The sequence below is a fragment of the Pelosinus baikalensis genome (assembly GCF_020819555.1).
GTDB classification, from domain to species: domain Bacteria; phylum Bacillota; class Negativicutes; order DSM-13327; family DSM-13327; genus Pelosinus; species Pelosinus baikalensis.
This window is the reverse complement of the sequence record NZ_JAJHJB010000035.1, coordinates 26,981-48,127: the sequence shown is the minus strand read 5'-3', so window position 1 is coordinate 48,127 and position 21,147 is coordinate 26,981. Positions and strand designations below refer to the sequence as shown.

22 protein-coding genes and 4 riboswitches are annotated in these 21,147 nt (G+C 41.9%); all 22 genes read left to right on the top strand.

Features of this window, described 5'->3' with window-relative positions:
* The first annotated feature begins 116 nt into the window (after positions 1 to 116).
* Entirely contained in the window at positions 117 to 1,151 is a 1,035-nt protein-coding gene (locus LMF89_RS19570; protein WP_229536541.1) for a nicotinate-nucleotide--dimethylbenzimidazole phosphoribosyltransferase, read from the top strand.
* 261 nt (positions 1,152 to 1,412) lie between these two features.
* Positions 1,413 to 2,624 carry a sensor histidine kinase gene (locus tag LMF89_RS19565; protein WP_229536540.1) on the top strand — a complete coding sequence of 404 codons (1,212 nt, stop codon included), beginning with the start codon at positions 1,413 to 1,415 and terminating at the stop codon, positions 2,622 to 2,624.
* Between the two features lie 24 nt (positions 2,625 to 2,648).
* The gene (locus LMF89_RS19560; protein WP_229536539.1) at positions 2,649 to 4,271 is read left to right on the top strand and encodes a response regulator transcription factor; all 1,623 of its coding nucleotides are present in this window, start codon (positions 2,649 to 2,651) and stop codon (positions 4,269 to 4,271) included.
* Between the two features lie 307 nt (positions 4,272 to 4,578).
* On the top strand, positions 4,579 to 4,920 hold the full coding sequence (gene eutS / locus LMF89_RS19555) for an ethanolamine utilization microcompartment protein EutS (protein WP_229536538.1): 342 nt from the start codon (positions 4,579 to 4,581) through the stop codon (positions 4,918 to 4,920).
* A gap of 1 nt (position 4,921) precedes the next feature.
* Entirely contained in the window at positions 4,922 to 5,365 is a 444-nt protein-coding gene (locus LMF89_RS19550; RefSeq protein ID WP_229536537.1) for a EutP/PduV family microcompartment system protein, read from the top strand.
* A complete protein-coding gene (eutM, locus tag LMF89_RS19545; RefSeq protein WP_007933527.1) occupies positions 5,362 to 5,637 on the top strand; it encodes an ethanolamine utilization microcompartment protein EutM in 276 nt (91 codons plus the stop codon). The genes LMF89_RS19550 and eutM (LMF89_RS19545) overlap by 4 nt, the downstream gene beginning before the upstream one ends.
* Before the next feature lie 25 nt (positions 5,638 to 5,662).
* Positions 5,663 to 6,460 (top strand): propanediol utilization microcompartment protein PduB, encoded by a 798-nt coding sequence (pduB, locus tag LMF89_RS19540; protein WP_229536536.1) that lies wholly within the window; start codon positions 5,663 to 5,665, stop codon positions 6,458 to 6,460.
* 18 nt (positions 6,461 to 6,478) lie between these two features.
* A complete protein-coding gene (locus LMF89_RS19535; RefSeq protein ID WP_007958410.1) occupies positions 6,479 to 8,149 on the top strand; it encodes a propanediol/glycerol family dehydratase large subunit in 1,671 nt (556 codons plus the stop codon).
* A gap of 23 nt (positions 8,150 to 8,172) precedes the next feature.
* Complete coding sequence (locus tag LMF89_RS19530) at positions 8,173 to 8,826, top strand: propanediol/glycerol family dehydratase medium subunit (protein ID WP_007958409.1); 654 nt, start codon at positions 8,173 to 8,175, stop codon at positions 8,824 to 8,826.
* 15 nt (positions 8,827 to 8,841) lie between these two features.
* A complete protein-coding gene (locus LMF89_RS19525) occupies positions 8,842 to 9,369 on the top strand; it encodes a diol dehydratase small subunit (RefSeq protein ID WP_229536535.1) in 528 nt (175 codons plus the stop codon).
* A gap of 12 nt (positions 9,370 to 9,381) precedes the next feature.
* Positions 9,382 to 11,205, top strand: coding sequence for a diol dehydratase reactivase subunit alpha (locus tag LMF89_RS19520; protein ID WP_229536534.1), 1,824 nt, complete (start codon positions 9,382 to 9,384; stop codon positions 11,203 to 11,205).
* A 4-nt stretch (positions 11,206 to 11,209) separates the two neighbouring features.
* A complete protein-coding gene (locus LMF89_RS19515) occupies positions 11,210 to 11,692 on the top strand; it encodes a glycerol dehydratase reactivase beta/small subunit family protein (protein ID WP_229536533.1) in 483 nt (160 codons plus the stop codon).
* Positions 11,674 to 12,243 carry a BMC domain-containing protein gene (locus LMF89_RS26075; RefSeq protein WP_304622619.1) on the top strand — a complete coding sequence of 190 codons (570 nt, stop codon included), beginning with the start codon at positions 11,674 to 11,676 and terminating at the stop codon, positions 12,241 to 12,243. The genes LMF89_RS19515 and LMF89_RS26075 overlap by 19 nt, the downstream gene beginning before the upstream one ends.
* Before the next feature lies 1 nt (position 12,244).
* Positions 12,245 to 12,532, top strand: a complete 288-nt coding sequence (gene eutM / locus LMF89_RS19505) for an ethanolamine utilization microcompartment protein EutM (RefSeq protein WP_007933515.1) — start codon at positions 12,245 to 12,247, stop codon at positions 12,530 to 12,532.
* Between the two features lie 191 nt (positions 12,533 to 12,723).
* Entirely contained in the window at positions 12,724 to 13,389 is a 666-nt protein-coding gene (gene pduL / locus LMF89_RS19500) for a phosphate propanoyltransferase (RefSeq protein WP_229536532.1), read from the top strand.
* A gap of 1 nt (position 13,390) precedes the next feature.
* On the top strand, positions 13,391 to 14,203 hold the full coding sequence (locus tag LMF89_RS19495; RefSeq protein WP_229536531.1) for a flavoprotein: 813 nt from the start codon (positions 13,391 to 13,393) through the stop codon (positions 14,201 to 14,203).
* 51 nt (positions 14,204 to 14,254) lie between these two features.
* Positions 14,255 to 15,244, top strand: a complete 990-nt coding sequence (locus LMF89_RS19490) for a cob(I)yrinic acid a,c-diamide adenosyltransferase (RefSeq protein ID WP_229536530.1) — start codon at positions 14,255 to 14,257, stop codon at positions 15,242 to 15,244.
* Between the two features lie 173 nt (positions 15,245 to 15,417).
* Positions 15,418 to 16,860, top strand: a complete 1,443-nt coding sequence (locus LMF89_RS19485; protein ID WP_229536529.1) for an aldehyde dehydrogenase family protein — start codon at positions 15,418 to 15,420, stop codon at positions 16,858 to 16,860.
* Positions 16,861 to 17,017: 157 nt separating this feature from the next.
* Positions 17,018 to 18,349, top strand: a complete 1,332-nt coding sequence (locus LMF89_RS19480) for an SLBB domain-containing protein (RefSeq protein ID WP_229536528.1) — start codon at positions 17,018 to 17,020, stop codon at positions 18,347 to 18,349.
* A 21-nt stretch (positions 18,350 to 18,370) separates the two neighbouring features.
* Positions 18,371 to 18,922 (top strand): BMC domain-containing protein, encoded by a 552-nt coding sequence (locus LMF89_RS19475; RefSeq protein WP_229536527.1) that lies wholly within the window; start codon positions 18,371 to 18,373, stop codon positions 18,920 to 18,922.
* 268 nt (positions 18,923 to 19,190) lie between these two features.
* Positions 19,191 to 19,274, top strand: a riboswitch (glycine riboswitch).
* A 3-nt stretch (positions 19,275 to 19,277) separates the two neighbouring features.
* Positions 19,278 to 19,353: riboswitch (glycine riboswitch) on the top strand.
* A 55-nt stretch (positions 19,354 to 19,408) separates the two neighbouring features.
* Positions 19,409 to 19,498: riboswitch (glycine riboswitch) on the top strand.
* 3 nt (positions 19,499 to 19,501) lie between these two features.
* Positions 19,502 to 19,584: riboswitch (glycine riboswitch) on the top strand.
* Between the two features lie 70 nt (positions 19,585 to 19,654).
* The gene (gene gcvT, locus LMF89_RS19470; RefSeq protein ID WP_229536526.1) at positions 19,655 to 20,755 is read left to right on the top strand and encodes a glycine cleavage system aminomethyltransferase GcvT; all 1,101 of its coding nucleotides are present in this window, start codon (positions 19,655 to 19,657) and stop codon (positions 20,753 to 20,755) included.
* Between the two features lies 1 nt (position 20,756).
* A complete protein-coding gene (gcvH, locus tag LMF89_RS19465; RefSeq protein WP_229536525.1) occupies positions 20,757 to 21,146 on the top strand; it encodes a glycine cleavage system protein GcvH in 390 nt (129 codons plus the stop codon).
* Position 21,147 lies beyond the last annotated feature (1 nt).

Here is a 21,147-nt window from a genome sequence, read left to right as displayed (position 1 = left end):
GATTGAATGAGGTTCGTTAAGGCTCATGTCTAAAAATAGGGGGTTAGACCGGTTCCGATTCGTTTTCTGTTTTAGTAGCGTTTTTCTTATCTATTATAATTTTAGGAGGGGTAGATATGGATTTGGAAGCCAGAGTTGATGAATTGCTGAATGGGGCGGCTAAGCCACCTCAGAGTTTAGGAAAATTAGAGAAACACCTCAAGAAAGTAATATTGGCATGGGGAGAAATTCACTCAGAGATGAAACCGCATCATATCATCTTTGCGGCTGATAATGGAATTATTGAAGAAGGTGTTGTCAATTACCCTGGGGAAATTACCTATCTGCAAGCCAAGAATATGGCAGACGGCAAAGCGACAATAAGTTGTTTTTGCCAATGTAATCAAATACCTTACAGCGTGATTGACATTGGTATTAATAATGCGCAAGAAGCTGGCATTCATCATAAAGTAGCCTTTGGAACGAAGAATTTTATGAAAGAAGAGGCTATGACGCAAGAAGAATTTGATCGGGCTTGGGCGGTTGGAAAAGAAGTGGTAGCAGATCTAGTTCAGCGGGAAGGAGTGAATATCTTCTCTTTTGGTGAAATGGGAATTGGCAATACGACAACCTCGTCGGCTGTTTTACATGCTCTTACGGGAATGCCACCGGAATTCATTGTTGGCTATGGAGCAGGATTGAGCAGCAACGAATTCTTAAAGCATAAACGAAATATAGTAGCAAAAGGTGTAGAGTGTCATAAAAATAAAATGCAAAAAGTAGAAGATATTTTACGCTGTGTAGGAGGATTTGACATTGTAGGTATTTGTTCTGGAATGCTGCAATGTGCAAAACTAGGAGTTCCTTTTGTAATCGATGGATTTATCACAGCAGTAGCCTATGCTTGTGCATTTCGTATAGACAATACAATTGAAAAGTACGGGATTCCTTCTCATATGTCAAAAGAACCAGGTATGGCTTATTCACTATTGTTGGGCAATATTCCGGCAGATGATGTGATTATTCATGCCAACATGGCTTTAGGTGAGGGGACAGGCGCGATTCTAATGGTCTCTATGCTGAAAACCATGTCATACACCATGCAAAACATGGCAAGACTTTCCGATTTTGTATTAAGTGAACCCGCGTCAGCACAGACTGCTGCCGTATAGTATGTTGTCTTTGCTTGCTGTAATATAGTAAAATATTGCTGTTTGCAGGAACTAGTTTCCCTTTTATCTAATACTTATCATGTTAAGGACGGCTTAATTCAGCTGATATTTTTCACATTAGCTGCATGGAGTCATATTATCAAAAGATGCTGCCGCTCTAAGGTCCCGCTTGTCAAAGATGGGGGTCTTGGAGTGGTTTGGTCATTGGATGATACAACAAAATGATATAGTATAGAAGTTTTGATAAGGGGAGGATTGCGAGTGCAAGCATTAAATCGATTTACCTTAGGCGAAATTGTCAATACTCAAATTTTACAAGAAATACAAGATAAATTCTCTGAAGCAACTGGATTGGCGGCAGTGATTGTTGATCCTGAAGGTAATCCGATTACGAAACCCAGTAATTTCACAAAATTTTGCAGCTATGTTCGTTCTCTTCCTCAAGGGTTAACTCGATGTGTGCAATGTGATGATAAGGGCGGACGCCGTAACCAGAAACCTTTTGTGTATACATGTCATGCTGGCTTGACGGATTTAGCGGCTCCTATAGTTGTAGAGAATCAATATATTGGTGCATTTCTCGCAGGACAAGTTATTTTGCTACAGGAAGATAATGATGTTAAAAGCAATATGTTCTGCTGTACAGAGGATTTGGGACTAGAGGAAGCAAGATTATCCGAATTTTTTGATATCGTAGAAGTCGTGCCGGAAAAACGCATAAAGGCGGCAGCTGATCTAATCTACATTATGTCAAATTATATTGTAGAAATTGGTGTGGCCAATCTTGCGGGCAAGCACCTTGTAAAAGAGATAAAGGCCAAGGCAGAATTAGAAACAATGCTTCGTGCTACGGAATTAAAAGCACTGCAATCTCAGGTCAACCCGCATTTTTTATTTAATACCTTAAATACCATAGCTCGTTTAGCAATGCTGGAGGGAGCGAGTCAGACTCAGGAAGTAGTCTATGCTTTATCTGATTTGTTACGTAATAATTTGCGGGATATAGAAATATTAAGAACCTTAGAACAAGAAGTAAAATCCATAAAAGATTATTTGCTGATTCAGAAGATGCGTTTTGGCGAACGTATACAGACCTATATTGATGTGGATGCGTCCGTTATGGAAATGAAAATTCCTCCTCTGACTCTTCAACCTTTAGTGGAGAATGCCATTATCCATGGACTGGAAAGTAAGGTGGAAGGTGGAGTGGTTCATATTAGTGGGCGACTTGAGGGGGAACAGGTTATTCTCATTGTCAAGGATACTGGCATTGGAATATCATCCGAGGAAGTTGCAGCTATTTTTCGTGAGGAAAAACGTAAACAAATTCATGGGCAAACGACAGGCTTGGGAATTATTAATGTTCACAAGCGAATTCAGCATTACTTCGGTAATGAATACGGCCTTACGATGGAAAGCAAACTAGGAGAAGGGACGAGCATTTACATCCGCCTTCCCTACAGTCCAATGTAAGAGCAGTGTAGCAAGGAGAAAAGAATGTATACATTATTGATTGTAGATGATGAACAATTAGAAAGACAGGCCTTACACTTTATTGTTACGCAAAAATGTCCTGCCATTAAGGTGATTGGCGAAACGGGAGATGGAAAGAGTGCTGTTCAGATTGCTGCAGCGCAAAGACCGGATATTGTTTTAATGGATATCCGCATGCCGGAAATGAACGGGCTGGAAGCGGCAAAGCGCATTCGTGCTTTATCGCCTGATACTGTAATTATCATGCTCACGGCTTTTGATGAATTTAGTTATGCAAAACAAGCATTAACGATTGGAGTTGTAGAATATCTCTTAAAGCCTGTTCGCCCGGATGACATTATGCATACCTTAGAACTTACCATTCAAAAAGTGGATGAATTGAAGCGAAAAAAACAAGAAGAAGCTTCTTTGCGAAAAAGTGTAGAAGATGCCATTCCCTTTATTCAAATGTCTTTTGTCTATGATTTGATTTCCGGAAATATTAAAGAAATGGAGCATTTTCAAGAACGATCCCGTTTTTTGGGAATGAAAGTGGACCCTGGTGTAGTCTTGGTTATTGATGTTGATAATTTTAAACAGCTTACCTCTAGCGATAGTGAATTAGAAAAGCAAATGATTAAACAAAAAATTCACAAACTTATTTGTAGTGTTGCTGGTGATTATGCATTGGTTACCCCTTTTGGCAGTGACAATTTGATTGTTTTATTAGGGTTTGCTGAAGTGGAAAGCGAAGAAAGAATAAAAAGTAATGCACAAAAAATCGCTGCTGATATACAAGAGTGTATTGCGCAAACTATGAATATCAGTATTACCATCGGAATTGGGCGGTATTACAGTGATCCACGAGAAATTCATAAGTCCTATTTAGAAGCTCTGCATGCGCAGCGGCAACGGTTTTATTTAGGCGATAGTCAGATCATTCACGTGGAGGATGTACCCTATCTGATTACAGGACCTTTTAACTATCCTTTTCACTATGAGCGAAATGTGCTTGACAAGGTGCGATGCGGTGATCGCAAGCAAGCAAAAGAAGCACTGCATGAATTGTTAGATGGAATATTTGCCAGTAAGGCTAATATGGATACGATTAAAGCATGTGTGCTGGAATTGTTGATTGTATTGTCTCGGTCAGCGGTGGAGGGTGGTGCCAATGTAGAACAATTAACACTATTGAATTTAAATTGTATAAATCACTTGCATGAGTGTAATAATAAAACACAGGTAGAGGCATGGCTGTTTGCTTCTTTGGATCATTTTATGGACAATATGCTTGAAAATAGAAGCAGTATGAACCTTAGGGTCATTAATAAAGCATGTGATTATATTGTAAAAAACTATCATAGGAATATATCCTTAGAAGAAGTTGCCCAAACAGTGCATTTAAGTCCTTTTTATTTTAGCAGGCTTTTCAAACAAGAGAAAGGTTATAATTTTGTAGATTTTCTAACGAAAGTAAGAATTGAAAAAGCGAAGAAAATGCTGCAGAATCCTGATTTTACGGCAGTGCGAATTGCTGCAGAGGTAGGATATCAAGATGCCAGCTACTTTAGCCGTGTATTTCGTCAGACAATGGGAATGACGCCAAATCAGTATCGAAATGAAATTCGTAATAGCAAGCAAGAGTAAAAAAGCGATGCAAAAAAGTTCTATATCAGAGCAAAAAAAGAATGGAATATAATTCTGAATAAAAAGGATTATGAAAGATAAAATAGGACTACGGTAAAGTAGTCCTATTTTGCTTTTGTAGTAGAAATATTTGAATAAAAAAACAAAATAATCCTGCAAGATAAATGCGAAAAAAATATCCAGATTATGGTTGAGGCGGATATAGCAATTATGTCCAGTGGCTAAGCAATAAATATGCAAGGTAAAAAAGTAAAAACGGGAAATAGTTATAATTGTCAAACTAATGTAAGGAATGCGAGGAAATGGTATGTCGGAAGAAAAGGCAAGAGTGGTTCAAGAATATGTACCAGGCAAACAAGTGACCTTAGCCCACCTCATATCCAATCCCAAAAAAGAGTTATGTGACAAGTTGGGGTTAGAGAGTACTTCGGCGATTGGAATCTTAACCATTACCCCTAGTGAAGCTGCCATTATTGCAGCGGATGTGGCAACAAAAGCAGCAGATGTAAAGATTGGCTTTATGGACCGTTTTACGGGATCACTGGTACTGGTCGGTACCGTATCTAATGTGGAAGCGGCCCTTAAGCAAGTAACCAATTTATTGGTCAATAGTTTGGGTTTTAGTGGTCCCAAACAAACGAAGTCATGATATGCAGAAGGTAATGTTAGTTGGAGCAATAGGGGCGGGCAAGACATCTTTGATTCATACGCTGCAAAAAGATGTCCGATCAGCCGCAAAGACCCAAAGTATTCAGTTTTCAGATGGAGCCATTGACACTCCTGGAGAATATGCTCAGATACCGCGTTTCTATTCGGCATTAATGACAACAGCTATGCAAGCATCTGTTGTCGCTGTTGTACAGGATGCAACGAATCTGAAAGTAACTCTGCCGCCTGGATTTGCCGGAATGTTTTCCCGCCCTGTTATTGGGGTAGTAACAAAAGTCGATGTACCTGGCATTGATCGAGAGAAAGCCAAATCTCGCTTAATGGAGGTCGGTGTTAAAGAACCAATCTTCTTCGTTTCCTCTCGTACTGGAGAAGGGATAGAAGAATTAATTGCACACTTTAGGGAAGGGAGGTGTAGTTCATGAGCGAAGCATTAGGGATGATTGAAACAAAAGGATTAGTAGGTGCTATTGAAGCTGCAGATGCTATGGTAAAGGCAGCAAACGTTGAATTAGTAGGTTATGAAAAAATTGGCTCTGGCTTAGTGACAGTAATGGTGCGTGGTGATGTTGGTGCGATCAAAGCGGCAACAGATGCAGGTGCCGCAGCGGCTCAAAAAGTTGGCGAAGTCGTGTCTATTCACGTTATTCCACGTCCCCATACAGATGTGGAAAAAATTCTTCCAAAAATAAAATAGGAATTAAATGTGGAGGTAGAATTATATGCAAGAGCAATTAATTGATAAGGTTATGGATGAAATTAAAAAGCGTATGGAGAATAATGCTCCTACTGCTGCGCAAGGGGTTCAAGAAAAACCTAAAGCATCAGTAAATCCTGGTATCACTGAATTTGTGGGAACTGCAATTGGTGATACCATTGGTTTAGTGATTGCAAATGTGGATCCTATGCTGCATGAAAAAATGAAAATCGATCCTAAATATCGTTCCATTGGTATTTTAGGTGCTCGTACTGGTGCTGGCCCACATATTATGGCTGCTGATGAAGCTGTAAAGGCAACCAATACTGAGATTATTTCCATTGAATTGCCTCGTGACACCAAAGGTGGAGCAGGACATGGTTCATTGATCCTCTTTGGTGCAGAAGAAGTGTCAGATGCTCGTCGTGCAATTGAAGTCGCATTAAAAGAACTAGATCGTACTTTTGGCGATGTATATGGCAATGATGCTGGGCATATTGAGTTGCAATATACAGCTCGGGCAAGCTATGCAATTAATAAAGCCTTTGGTGCTCCAGTGGGAAAAGCCTTTGGATTGATTGTTGGTGCTCCTGCTGCCATTGGCGTACTTATGTCTGATGTTGCAGTGAAAACTGCTAATGTTGAAGTAGTTGGCTATGGCAGTCCAGCAAGCGGGACGAGCTATTCGAATGAAGTAATTCTTCAGGTTACTGGTGATTCTGGTGCTGTACGCCAAGCAGTACTTGCCGCTAAAGAAGTAGGCGTCAAATTATTGGAAGCTATGGCCGGTCCGGCTCCATCATCAACTAAACCATATATCTAAAGCAGGGAGGGGAAAACAATGAAGAGATCAAAACGTTTTGAAGTTTTAGCTGCCCGCCCTGTAAATCAGGACGGTTTCGTAAAAGAATGGCCAGAGGTTGGTCTGATCGCTATGGGCAGCCCTAACGATCCGGTGCCTAGTATCAAAATTGAGAATGGCAAAATCGTAGAAATGGACGGCGTTGCTCGCAGTAATTTCGATTTTATTGAGCAATTCATTGCCGATTATGCGATTGATGTAAAGATTGCCGAAAAAGCAATGGCAATGGAAGCTAGCCAAATTGCCAAAATGCTTGTTGATGTAAATGTTTCGAGAAAAGAAGTGGTTGACATTGTGCGTGGTTTAACCGCTGCCAAACTGGTAGCTGTGTTTAATACCATGAATGTAGTAGAAATGATGATGGCTATGCAGAAAATGCGAGCTCGCAAAATTCCTTCTAACCAATGTCATATTACGAATGTAAATGATAATCCAGTTTTGATTGCTGCTGATGGTGCAGAAGCTGCATTGCGTGGCTTTGATGAAATGGAAACTACCGTTGCTGTTGTACGTTATGCCCCTTTTAATGCCTTGGCATTATTAATAGGCAGCCAAGCTGGTCGAGGTGGTACACTGATTCAATGTGCTTTGGAAGAAGCAACGGAACTAGAACTTGGTATGCGCGGTATTACTGCTTATGCAGAAACGATTTCCGTATATGGTACAGAAAATGTATTTGTTGATGGTGATGATACACCTTGGTCAAAAGCATTTCTTGCTTCAGCCTATGCTTCACGGGGCTTGAAAATGAGATTTACTTCCGGTACTGGTTCAGAAGTACAGATGGGCTACGCAGAAGGAAAATCCATGCTGTATTTGGAAATTCGCTGCATCATGCTTACCAGAGGTGCTGGAGTACAAGGTCTGCAGAATGGTTCTGTAAGTTGTATTGGCGTGCCGGCTGCTGTTCCATCGGGGATTCGCGCTGTATTGGCAGAAAACCTTTGCGCAGCGATGTTAGACATGGAAGTAGCATCCAGTAATGACCAAACCTTTACACATTCGGATATTCGCAAAACAGCCCGTACCTTAATGCAGTTCCTTCCTGGTACAGACTTTATCTGCTCGGGCTATAGCGGTACACCGAATTATGATAATATGTTTGCTGGTTCAAACTGGGATGTTGATGATTATGATGATTGGAATATCTTGCAGCGTGACTTGAAAGTAGATGGCGGTTTGCGTCCAGCTTTAGAAGAAGAAGTCATCGCAGTTCGTAATAAGGCAGCCAAAGGACTTCAGGCTGTATTTAAAGAACTAGGCTTCCCAGCAATTACCGATGAAGAAGTGGAAGCTGCAACCTATGCTCATGGCAGTAAAGATGTGCCAGCACGTAATGTAGTTGAAGATTTAAAAGCTGCTCAAGAACTAATGAGCCGCGGCATTACAGGTATCGATATCGTAAAAGCATTGGCAAAAACTGGCTTTACCGATTTGGCGGAGCATATCTTAAATATTTTAAAACAGCGTATTTCCGGAGATTATCTCCATACATCCGCGATTCTGGACAAAAACTTTAATGTTATCAGTGCGGTAAACAGCCGTAATGACTATCAAGGTCCAGGAACTGGCTACCAAATTAGTGATGAAAGATGGAATGAAATCAAAAACATCAGTCAGGCAATCAATCCGTCTGATTATGATGCTTAAGTTAGAAAGAGAGGTGTAGTGTAATGCAAATTAACGAGCAAGTGATTCGGGAAATCATTCTGCAAGTGCTGCAAGGTATGGAACAGCCTAAACCTACTACAAATACAGCAACAGCTGCTGCGACAGGACGTCCCATGACCTTAGTGGAAAAAGGGGAAGCACGTCCAGGCACAAGAGCCGATGAAGTGGTAATTGCCTTGGCTCCAGCTTTTGGAAAATATCAAAATAAAACCATTGTCAATATTCCTCACAGTGATGTATTGCGTGAAATGATCGCAGGCATTGAAGAAGAAGGGTTAACTGCCAGAGTGATAAGAGTACTGCGTACTTCTGACGTTGCTTTTGATGCTCATGATGGTACTAAGCTAAGCGGATCTGGAATTGCGATTGGTATACAATCCAGAGGGACAACGGTAATTCATCAGAAAGATTTGCCGCCACTTAGTAATCTGGAACTTTTCTCCCAATCTCCTTTACTTGATTTGCCAGCCTATCGTGCCATTGGGCGTAATGCGGCAAAATATGCAAAGGGTGAATCCCCTGTGCCAGTACCAACGAAAAATGATCAAATGGCGAGACCTAAGTTTCAGGCAAAAGCAGCCGTATTGCACATAAAAGAAACCGAACATGTAATTCAAGGCGCTAAGCCAGTCGAAATCGAAGTAAAATTTAACTAAGCGGAGGTGATTGATATGTCTCAAGAAAAAATGATTGAAGATATGGTTCGTGAAGTATTAAAATCCATGACTAAAGGCAGTGCACCAGCAGCACAAACAGCGCAAGCTGCTCCAAGAGTGGCTACCCAAGGATTAAATCCGGATCGTGACTATCCTTTAGCTACCAAAAGACCGGAGTTATTAAAATCTCCTACAGGGAAGAAACTTTCAGATATTACTTTAGCAAATGTGTTAAATGGTGATGTTAAACCTCAAGATGTGCGTATTGCTCCAGAAACATTACGTATGCAAGGCGAAATCGCAGATGGTGTTGGCAGAACGCAGTTTGGTGATAATTTGCGCCGGGCTGCTGAATTAACGGCCATTCCTGATGAACGAATACTGCAAATTTACAACGCTCTTCGTCCTTATCGGTCCACTAGAGCAGAATTAATAGCCATTGCAGATGAATTAGATACGAAATACAATGCAAAAATAAATGCCGCTTTTGTGAGAGAGGCTGCAGGAGTATACGAACGGCGTAATCGTCTCAGAGCGGAGTAAGGTGGAATTTTCATGGCTATAATTGCAGGTGTAGATATTGGGAATTCTACAACAGAAGTTTGCTTGGCTGCAATGGAATCAGCAAAGGTAACAAAGTTTTATACCAGTAGTATTGTCAAGACTACAGGCATAAAAGGTACGTTGGCAAATATTCCAGGCATTGTCATTGCTTTAGAAGAAGCGTTGAAAAAAGCTGGAATGACAATGGCGGACTTGTCTGAAATCAGGTTGAATGAAGCAACACCTGTAATTGGTGACTTGGCAATGGAAACCATTACCGAAACAATTATTACAGAATCCACAATGATTGGACATAACCCATCTACCCCAGGCGGTGTAGGCTTAGGTGTTGGGCAGACCGTTTCCTTCAGTCAGCTGGAAAGCCTTACGTCTGGTGAAAAAGTGATTTGTGTCATCCCGGAAAACATTGATTTTGAAGATGCTGCTCGCGTTCTGAATCAAGCATTAGCACGAGGGATTGACCTTCAGGGAGTCATTGTACGGCAAGATGATGCAGTACTTATTGCAAATCGTTTGCAGAAAATAATACCCGTAGTGGATGAAGTAACAATGATTGAAAAGGTTCCTATTGGGATGCTGGCAGCTGTAGAAGTGGCAGAGCCGGGACAAACCATTAGAACCTTATCAAACCCCTACGGAATCGCCACAGTATTTGAATTATCAGCTGGCGATACAAAGATGGTGGTACCCATTGCTCGTGCCTTAATTGGCAATCGCTCAGCGGTTGTTGTGCGTACCCCCCAAGGTGATGTAAAAGCACGAACCATCCCTGCAGGATTTATCACCATCTTTGGGTCAAAGGGTAAAGCTGATATTGATGTTGAATCTGGGGCTGGGAAAATTATGGAAACGGTGGAAAGAGTGCAGCCAGTTCTTGATGTGCAAGGCGAAGCTGGCACTCATGTAAGTGGAATGTTAGAAAGGGTTCGCCAGGTTATGAGTGAGCTTACAGAGCAGCACCTTGGCGATATGAAAATACAAGATATTCTGGCTGTTGATACCTTTGTACCGCAAAAAGTACAAGGCGGTTTAGCAGGAGAATTTGCTCTGGAAAATGCCGTGGCTTTAGCGGCTATGGTAAAAACAAGCCGCCTTCCCATGGAACAAATTGCGAATCAATTGAGAAGTAATTTGGGTGTAGGCGTGGTCATTGCAGGGGTTGAGGCAAATATGGCGATTCGCGGGGCATTAACAACTCCCGGTACAGATAAGCCCTTGGCAATCCTTGATATGGGCGGCGGATCAACAGATGCGGCTATTATCACGAGGGACGAACGTGTATTGTCCATCCATTTGGCTGGTGCTGGTGATATGGTTACCATGCTGATCAATTCTGAACTGGGATTAAATGATTTCGATCTGGCAGAGGATATTAAAAAATATCCATTGGCTAAAGTCGAAAGTTTATATCATATCAGGCTGGAAGATGGAACCGTTCGTTTTTATGAACAGCACCTTCCGCCACAGGTTTTTTCTCGTGTGGTAATTCTAAAAGATGGCGAAATGGTTCCAATCCCCAGCTCTCATCCTTTGGATAAGATTCGTCACATAAGGCGAGAGGCTAAAAAACGCGTTTTCGTAACAAATGCAATTCGGTCTTTAAGCTGCGTGGCACCTACAGGCAATATTCGCCATATTGAGTTTGTTGTACTAGTCGGGGGATCTGCCATGGATTTTGAAGTAGGAGATATGGTGACCGATGCATTGGCTGAATATAGCATTGTATGCGGACGAGGAAATATTAGAGGTTCCGAAGGTTCACGCAATGCAGTAGCTACTGGACTGGTACTGTCATATCTTGACAGAGAGGCGTGATGCTATGCTGCCAGATCAAAATAAACCTTGTATCCTCATCTATTTAGCTCCTCACCCAAGCGGTGAAGAGAAGTTACGAGAAGTACAAGCGGGAATGGAAGAAGAGGGAATACCTTATACTGTAGTGCAAAGTAATGAAACAAATGCCGCAGCACTATCTTATGAAGGGGCTTCTAAGTCAAAACTGGGAGTCGGAGTCGGAATTGGACTAGAAGACCTGTGCATTCATTATGTCAAGCTGCCTGCCCAAAAACCGCTCTTTTCCTTACAAGAAGCCGGAAGTCCTGTCCAGTGGCGGCATTTTGGCTATAATGCCGCACGTTTAGTAAAAGGAATTCCTTTTAAAGATCGACCGTCAAAAAATGAAAGCTATGAAACAAATCATCGGGATGACTTATACCAGGTAGTCTACCGTATTGTCCAAAAGGTTCTTCAAGAAAGTGCACAAGGCCATGGGGAGGTGAAAGCATGGTCCAAAACGCTTTAGGTCTCATTGAAATCGTTGGGTTAGCTGCAGCATTGGAAGCCGCTGATGCGGCACTGAAAGCAGCCAATGTACAGTTAATTGGTTATGAGATGACAAAAGGTGGCGGAATGGTGGTTATTAAATTGACTGGCAACGTTGGTGCAGTCTCAGCTGCTATTCAAGCTGGTAAAGCAGCTGGCAGTAAGGTCAATAAGGTATTCGCTACTCATATTATACCTAGACCGCATGACACGTTGTCTGGCATTGTAACAACCAAGGATACAGTAGGATTCAAAGAAAAAAAGAGTTTGGTAGAAAAAGAAAAATCTGAAGAAATTCAGAAGGATAAAGAGATTGTTGCAGTAGATGAACTGCAGTTAGAAGTGCAAGAGGAAATCGAAACAGCAGAAAAAAAAAAGATAGAGCCGAGTGAACAATTGCCAATTACAGCACAACCCAAAAAAATATCCGGTTATTGTAACATTTGCGGCGATCCTGCTTGCCCTAGAGTTAAGGGTGACCCTAAAATAACTTGTATTCATTATGATAGAAATAATAAGGAGGCGGAATAATATGCGCGGAGAAGCTTTAGGAATGGTAGAAACAAAAGGTTTAGTAGGTGCAATAGAAGCTGCAGATGCAATGGTTAAGGCGGCTAATGTAATATTAGTGGGTTATGAAAAAATTGGATCTGGTTTGGTGACTGTTTTAGTACGTGGTGATGTAGGAGCAGTAAAAGCAGCTACTGATACAGGAGCTGCAGCAGCTCAAAGAGTTGGTGAACTGATTTCAGTTCATGTGATTCCACGTCCTCATACCGATATTGAGAAAATTCTTCCTAAAATTGACGAATCTTTATAAATAGTTACGATTCATCAGAGAGTTTTAATTCCAGGTAATCGTAGCTTCACTAGGACAATGTCAACTTTAAACTGTAAGTATATACAGAATTAGGGTTGATGCAGTACTAAGACTTCCACTTGCGAAAGATGGAAGTCTTAGAGTGATTTAACGGTTTTTGAATAAAAGTAGAAAAATAGGTGGATTGAGGTGTGATAGTGGAAAAGAATATATTGGATGAAGTCGTAAAACAAGTCATGCAGGCTCTGGAAAAGACTACCTCACTAGAGACAAGAAGTATGGACATTCCTGTGGGAGTATCGAACCGTCACATCCACCTCTCTGCTGAGCATATTGAAATATTGTTTGGTGCTGGTCATACCTTAACGCGGCAAAAAGATCTAAAACAAGTTGGTGAATTTGCTGCAGCGGAAACGGTCACTATGGTAGGACCAAAAGGTGTCATTCGAGGTGTGCGGGTTTTAGGACCTGTGCGCAAGACAACACAAGCTGAAATATCCCGTACCGACGGATTTAGTCTTGGTGTTGTGCCGCCTTTACGTGATTCAGGTGATATTGAACAATCAGCGAGTATAACGATTGTTGGTACTCAGGGTTCAGTTACTTTATCAGAAGGTTTGATCTGTGCAACCAGACATATTCACATGCATACAGATGATGCTCGGCATTTTGGTGTTTCAGATGGAGAGCGTGTATGGGTCGAGACTAGTGGAACTAGATCGACAATATTAAAGAATGTGCTAGTGCGTGTAAAGCCTGATTTTTGCTTGGAATTTCATATTGATACGGATGAGGCAAATGCCACTGGTCTAAAAAGTGGCGACGTGGTAACCCTAGCTCGACGCCGGGAGGTGTAACATGGATAATGAAGAAATGGTGCAGCTTGTTACAAAGGAAATTTTGCGTCAATTGCAACAAAATCCTGTTACCCAGGAACAATACCTTCCATCTCAACATAAGGCTTTAATTATTTTCACTGGTGGAACCATTGGATTTGAACAAGGTTTAGTCGAAATTAAAAAATTACAGGGCCTTTGTTTTGCGGTAACAGCAGTTTTATCTGCATCTGCTGAACAAATCTTGGGAATTGAAAGAGTAACAGAGGCACTGGGCAGTCACATTGACATTGTTACTGCCCATTCGCCGTATCCAGGAAAGACATTGCGGGAAGCGGATATTGTGATCATTCCTGTACTCACTCAAAATACAGCAGCGAAGGTAGCCCATACCTTATCCGATACCATGGTTTCAACGCTGATTCTGCAAGGCTTAATGATGGGAAAACCGGTAGTTGCAGCATATAATGCTGCTGATCCTTTGGACAGCTGGCGGGCGCAATATACTATGGGCAACTCATCCCCAGGTCTTATAAAAGCCTTGCAGGGAAATCTGCAGAAATTAGCAGACTTTGGTATGGAACTCGTTCCTGTGGACAGCATCGCAAAAGTCAGTCAAGAACGATTATGCCAAGAAGAGCAGATGAAAGTGAATCATACAGCGGATCCGGCAGTAAGTAAGCCAGCTCATAAAAAGGCAGTGCTGGATGCAGCTGCAATACAGACTGCTGCACAAAATGGTACGAAGAGTATCACGGTTCCCAAAGGGACTATTCTAACACCACTGGCTAGGGATGTCGCCCGAGAATACGGTGTAGAGCTTGTGCAGGGGTAAAGTCAAAATGATAATATCGAGTTAAATACAGCTTTACTCGAGGAGTAGTGTATGATGAAAGTATATACAAAAACGGGAGATGAAGGACAAACCAGTTTGCTGAGTAAGCAGCGAGTATATAAGGATAGTTTACGGGTAGAGGCTTATGGAACAGTAGATGAAGCAACTTCTGCTATGGGCTTAGGCAAGTCTTTAATTCATCATTCACCTTGGGCCGTTAACATGCTTGATTCTGTTCAGAAAGAGTTAATTGCCTTAAATGCAGACTTGGCAACGGAATCGTTAGAAGTTGCTGACTACCGTATTACAGAAGCACATGTTGCCGGACTTGAGTCGATGATTGACCTGTTAGAGCAAAAGCGCATTCCTCAAAACTATTTTATAACGCCTGGCACTTGTTCTGCCAGTGCAGCACTGGATCTGGCACGAACAATGGTACGGCGGGCAGAACGTTGTGTTATTCGTCTGAAAAGAGAAGAAAAAGTAACTGTACCAGTATCCTTATATTTAAACCGCCTTTCCGATTTCTTATATGTTTTAGCACGATGTGTAGAGCAAGAGGAAGTCATACTGACTGTTAAGAGCAAGGTATTAGCAGCATTAGAAGGTGAAAAATCACAGAATAAAGCAGAAGAACACGTAAGTGTATTAGGAAAAGCAAAACAACTGATCGCAGCAGCGGAACAAAAAGCAGCAGAAATAGGAGTACCCATGGTAATTGCGGTAGTCGATGCAGGGGGAAATCTGGTAGCACAGCATCGTATGGATGGTGCCTTGCTAGGAAGTATTTCGATAGCCCTTGATAAAGCCTACACTGCTCTTGCCTTAAAAATGTCTACAGAAGAAGTTGCTTCTGTAGTAACGCCAGGACAGCCACTCTTTGGTTTAAATACATCAAATAATGGTAGATTTATCACTTTTGGCGGTGGATTTCCTCTTGTTGCTGGAGGAAATGTAATTGGCGGGTTAGGTGTAAGCGGTGGTACAGTTGAGGAAGATATAACAGTTGCTAGGGCCGCTCTAGCTGCTAGATGTACTTAGTACATTGTGTCACCTAAAGCAATGGTAATTTTGCAGTCTTTTTCCGCCCTGCTTCGTTGGCGTCACCTTACAGATTCTCGATCTGATCGGATCCTCCGCCTCGCTGGCCGAAAAAATCCTTGCAAACTTATCCAATGTTTAAATGACTCAATATACTAATAGGAGGAGATTATATGAGTATTGATCAAGCTCTAATTGAGAAAATAACATTAGAAATTTTAACAAAAATGCAAACCGGAGCAAAGGCAGCTCCAGCTGGTTATGGTGACGGAATTTTTGAAACGGTTGATGAAGCCGTGGCTGCAGCCCGCAAAGCATATCAAGAGTTAAAGACTCTATCTTTAGAAAAAAGAGAAGTACTCATCAAAGCAATGCGAGATGTAGCCTATGAAAATGCCACAATTCTGGCGCAAATGGCTGTAGACGAATCCGGTATGGGAAGAGTATCTGATAAAATTATCAAGAATCAAGTAGCTGCGCTTAAAACACCTGGCACAGAAGATCTAACTACCCAGGCTTGGAGCGGTGACAACGGTTTAACATTAATTGAAATGGGACCTTATGGTGTCATTGGCGCCATTACCCCTACCACGAATCCAACAGAAACGGTTATCTGCAATGGAATTGGCATGATTGCTGCGGGGAATACTGTATTCTTCAACCCACATCCTACTGCAAAAAATACATCCATAAAGATTATCACACTGTTGAATCAAGCCATCGTGAAAGCAGGTGGTCCAAATAACCTATTAACTTCAGTGGCAAATCCTTCCATCAAGGCAGCTAATGAAATGATGAAACATCCAGGAATCAATATGTTAGTAGCAACAGGTGGTCCTGGAGTCGTTAAGGCAGTCTTATCGTCTGGTAAGAAAGCCATTGGTGCAGGGGCTGGCAATCCTCCTGTCATCGTAGATGAAACTGCAGATATTGAAAAGGCAGCTCGGGATATTGTTGCAGGATGCTCCTTTGATAATAACTTGCCTTGCATCGCAGAAAAAGAAGTAATTGCCATAGGATCGATTGCAGATCGATTGATTACCTACATGCAAAAATATGGTGCATATCTGATTTCAGGATCCAATATTGATCGCCTGCTTGACGTTATCATGACAGTGCAGGAAGAAAAGATAGCAGAAGGCTGCACCGATAAGCCGAAAAGAAGCTATGGTATTAATAAAGATTATGTTGGTAAAGATGCAAAATATCTACTAAGCAAAATTGGTATTGATGTACCGGATAGTGTGCGAGTTGTTCTATGCGAAACACCAGCAGATCATCCTTTTGTTATTGAAGAGCTAATGATGCCTGTATTACCAGTAGTGCAGGTAAAAGACATTGATGAAGCCATTGAAGTGGCTGTAAGAGTAGAGCATGGCAATCGCCATACGGCAGCGATGCACTCTAAAAACGTTGATCACTTAACCCGATTTGCTAGAGCCGTTGAAACGACCATCTTTGTCAAGAATGCTCCTTCCTATGCAGGAATTGGAGTAGGTGGAGAAGGCTTTACCAGCTTTACTCTTGCTGGTCCAACAGGTGAAGGAATAACCTCACCACGCAGCTTTACTCGGCAAAGACGATGCGTTCTCGTTGATGCTTTTTCCATTGTCTAATTGAAAAATTCTTGCTTCAGATGGAGTCTTTACTCCATCTGAAGCTGGGGTGTACTTATCTTTCAGACTTAGTCGCTCTAGTGCTTCCAATTGTATAAAGGGGAGTCTTAGAGCGATTTAGTCAGTGGATAGATGAAAGTTTGGGAGCTGATAGAAAATGCGTGACGAGATTGTCGCCGCGGTAAAAGCAGCAGGTGTAGTGGGTGCTGGCGGAGCTGGTTTTCCTACCCATGTTAAAATCAACGCTGCTGTTGAATTTGTGATTGTTAATGGTGCGGAATGCGAACCCTTATTAAGAGCTCATCAGCATATCATGGCAGCAGAAAGTACGAAGATGGTTCTAGGCTTGAAAACAGTGATGCTAGCCACTGGTGCAAAACGCGGTTATATTGGTTTAAAACGTAAGTATGAAGAAGCCACAAAAAACCTCCAGGCTGCTATAAAAGAGATAGGTGAGCAGGAAATTGATTTGTTCTTTTTACCTGACATTTATCCAGCAGGAGATGAACAAGTACTTGTTCATGAAGTCACGGGCCGAATTGTACCTGAAGGCGGTATACCTCTCCACGTAGGAGTGGTAGTGGCTAATGTTGAGACCCTAATCAATATTGCAGACGCTTTAAAAGGCCAAGGCGTAACGGATAAATATGTTACAGTTGGCGGTGCCGTGGCCAAACCAATCACATTAAAAGTGCCCATTGGTATGAAAGTACAGGAACTGATTGCTTTGGCAGGGGGAGCACTTGTGAACCCTTATGCGATCATTGACGGTGGTCCGATGATGGGAAAATTAATTACCGCAGATGCATCAGTTACCAAAACTACAGGAGGCATCTTGGTCTTACCTATAGATCATTCCTTAATTACACAAAAAAATACAACATGGCAGATGATTGCCAATCGGGCGAAGGCAGTATGCTGTAATTGTTTAGCCTGTACCGATGTTTGTCCGCGCCACCTGTTAGGTCATAGTTTAGAACCTCATCGTATCATGCAGGCGATTGGTAAAGGGCAGGTAGGTGAGTCAGCTATTTTTTCTCGTGCTTTGTTGTGTTCAGAATGTGGTGCATGTGATACCTTTGGCTGTTCCATGGGTTTATCTCCCCGCAGAGTGAATGCAGAGTTGAAAAAGCAATTGGGAAAAGCCGGGATAAAAAATCCTCATAACAATAAACCACAGCAGGCTCTGTCAACCCGTATAAATCGTTTAATTCCTACCAAACGTTTGACAGCACGTCTTGGTATTGCTCAATATGATGTAAAAGCACCACTGAGTGCAAACGAAGTGGTTGCAAAAGAAGTTACGTTGCCTCTCTCTCAGCATATTGGAGCGCCAGCCTTACCAATTGTTAAAGTAGGAGATACGGTTAAAAAAGGTGATTTAATTGGAACTATACCTGAAGGCGCAGCGGTAGGAGCTAATTTACATGCCAGTATATCAGGAGAGATCTGTAGGGTAGACACTAGTATTGGTATCCGGGCGGTTTAGGATAACAGGGGGGACATAAAAATGAAGCGTGCTATTGGTCTATTAGAATTAAAAAATATTACCAGAGGTCTTTTAGCAGCAGATGCCATGCTAAAGGCAGCTAACGTAGAGATCCTCATGGCACAAGCCATGTGCCCTGGCAAGTATGTTGTCATGGTTGCAGGTGATGTAGGAGCCGTCCAAAGCGCAGTCAGAAGTGGATCGGCAGTAAGCGGCGCTGAAAATGTTGTGGATGAATTTATACTTCCTAATTTGCATGACAGTATTTTCCCAGCATTGTCAGGCTGTACCGAAGTCAAAGAAGTAAGATCCCTGGGGGTAATTGAAAGCTATTCCGTAGCGTCCGCGATTATTGCAGCAGATACGGCAGTAAAAGCTTCCAATGTGGAATTGATTGAAGTTCGCCTGGCAAGAGGAATGGGCGGCAAAGCTATGGTGACACTAACTGGCGACGTAGGAGCGGTAACCGCTGCCATTAAGGCTGGCAGCAATGCCATACATGACAGCGGATTCTTAGTCGATCAACTCGTATTGCCAGCACCTCACAGTGCTTTACATAAAGTCTTGTTTTAATAGTAATTCCAGTAAATTAAAGATCATGCCTTGACTGGAAATTTCAAAGGGGTACAGACTTCGTAGAAAAAGATGATTGTGGGACAAGGAACTAGTCCCTATATCCAGAGATGGCTGTAAAAGAGTGGCATAATTTGATTAAAAGCTTAATAAAATAAATTGTAGAAATGATTAATTCTCACAAGTATTGACAGATTAAAAGCATTCATCTATACTGAAAAATATAACATTGAAAATTCCGATTATTAAAAATTTAATAATCTTCCATGTGAGGGATGCGGGAGAGATCTGGTTTCAGGCGCCGAAGGAGCAAAGGCAATAAACTCTCAGGCAAAAGGACCGTATTCTAATGGAACTCTGGAAAGATCGCTATGCGGCACCCAAGGAGTAACCGAGATATTCGGGATTCTCTGGAGGTAAATAAGACAGAGGCCAACTACGTTGGTTTCTGTCTTATTTTTCGGTCTGGGATTAACTACATACGGAATGATGGTTGCGGGAGAGAACGCTTAACTAGCGTCACCGAAGGAGCAAAGCTTTGTTCAAACTCTCAGGTAAAAAAACCGTAACTGGACCGAACTCTGGAGAGTACACTTCGTAAGCGAAAGTGTCGCCGATGGGGAGCCCCGCTGCGGGCGAATCTCTCAGGTAAAAGGACAGAGAACAAGAGTGAGTTTTCACTCTTATTCTCTGTCCTTTTTAATGTATTAAAGAAAGATTGGAGTGGTTTTCATGGCAGTAAAACAGACACCGCTTTATGAGACGCATTTGCGGTATGGTGGCAGAATAGTTGAGTTTGGCGGTTGGTCTCTCCCGGTCCAGTACACTGGAATCAAGAATGAACATCAGGCCGTCAGAACAAAAGCAGGGTTATTTGACGTATCCCATATGGGGGAAGTAGTAGTTAATGGACCAGATGCACTTGTCTTTCTGCAAAGGTTAGTAACCAACGATGTATCCAAACTGGAAAGAAATCAAATACTCTACACACCCATGTGCTATAAGCATGGGGGAACGGTAGACGATCTATTAGTTTACAAAAAAGATGCTGATCATTATCTCCTAGTTATTAATGCAGCAAACATTGAAAAAGATTGGAATTGGATGCGGGAGAATGCCGAAGAATTTGACGTTAAGCTTACCAATATCTCAAATGAAACGGCTCAGATCGCTCTGCAAGGACCATTATCAGAAATGATTTTATCGAAATTGACTGATGTACCACTTTCAGAACTGAAATATTACTGGTTTATGCCTGAAATCGATGTTGTTGGCAAAAAAGTATTATTATCGAGAACTGGATATACGGGAGAAGATGGATTTGAAATTTACTGCAGCCCAGATGATGCTACATATTTATGGGATACAATCATGGAAGTTGGGTGCCCCCTTGGATTGCTTCCCGCTGGTTTAGGTTGTCGTGACACATTGAGATTTGAAGTTTGTTTTCCTTTATATGGCCACGAACTCTCGGTCGACATTTCGCCCATTGAGGCAGGAATCGGAATGTTTGTAAAGCTTGATAAAGAGGAATTTAACGGACAAGGAACGCTTCAAGAACAGAAAACCAATGGACCAAAACGCAGAATAGTCGGTTTTGAAATGGTTGATCGTGGAGTAGCACGGGCTGAATATCCGATTTTGGTAGAGGGCAGCTATGTTGGAGTGGTAACGACAGGAACTTATGCTCCATCCCTTGATAAGAACCTTGGTTTGGGTATAATTCAAGCTGAATACGCAAAGGTTGGACAAAAAATAGATATTGAAATTCGCGGCAAAAATGTGTCTGCCCAAGTCATTTCCAAACCATTTTATAAAAGAGAGGGGAAGTAAAATGAATATTCCAAAAGAACTAAAGTACTCCAAGGATCACGAATGGGTCAAGGTAGAAGGGAAAGTTGCTATCATTGGGGTAACTGATTTTGCTCAATCGCAGTTAGGTGATGTCGTTTTTGTAGAATTGCCAGATGAGTCAGGTACAGTGAAAGTGGGGGATGGTTTTTCTGTCATTGAGTCAGTAAAGGCAGTATCGGATATTTATGCGCCGGTCTCCGGAAAAATTGTAAAAGTGAACCAAGCTCTTACTGATACTCCCGACCTGATCAATCAAGAACCTTATGGTGAAGGTTGGATTGTTGTTATTGAAATGTCTGACAGCAGTGAATTAGATGATCTTTTAGATAGCGACGCATATGCTCAGTTGGTGGCGGAGGGAGGACACTAGA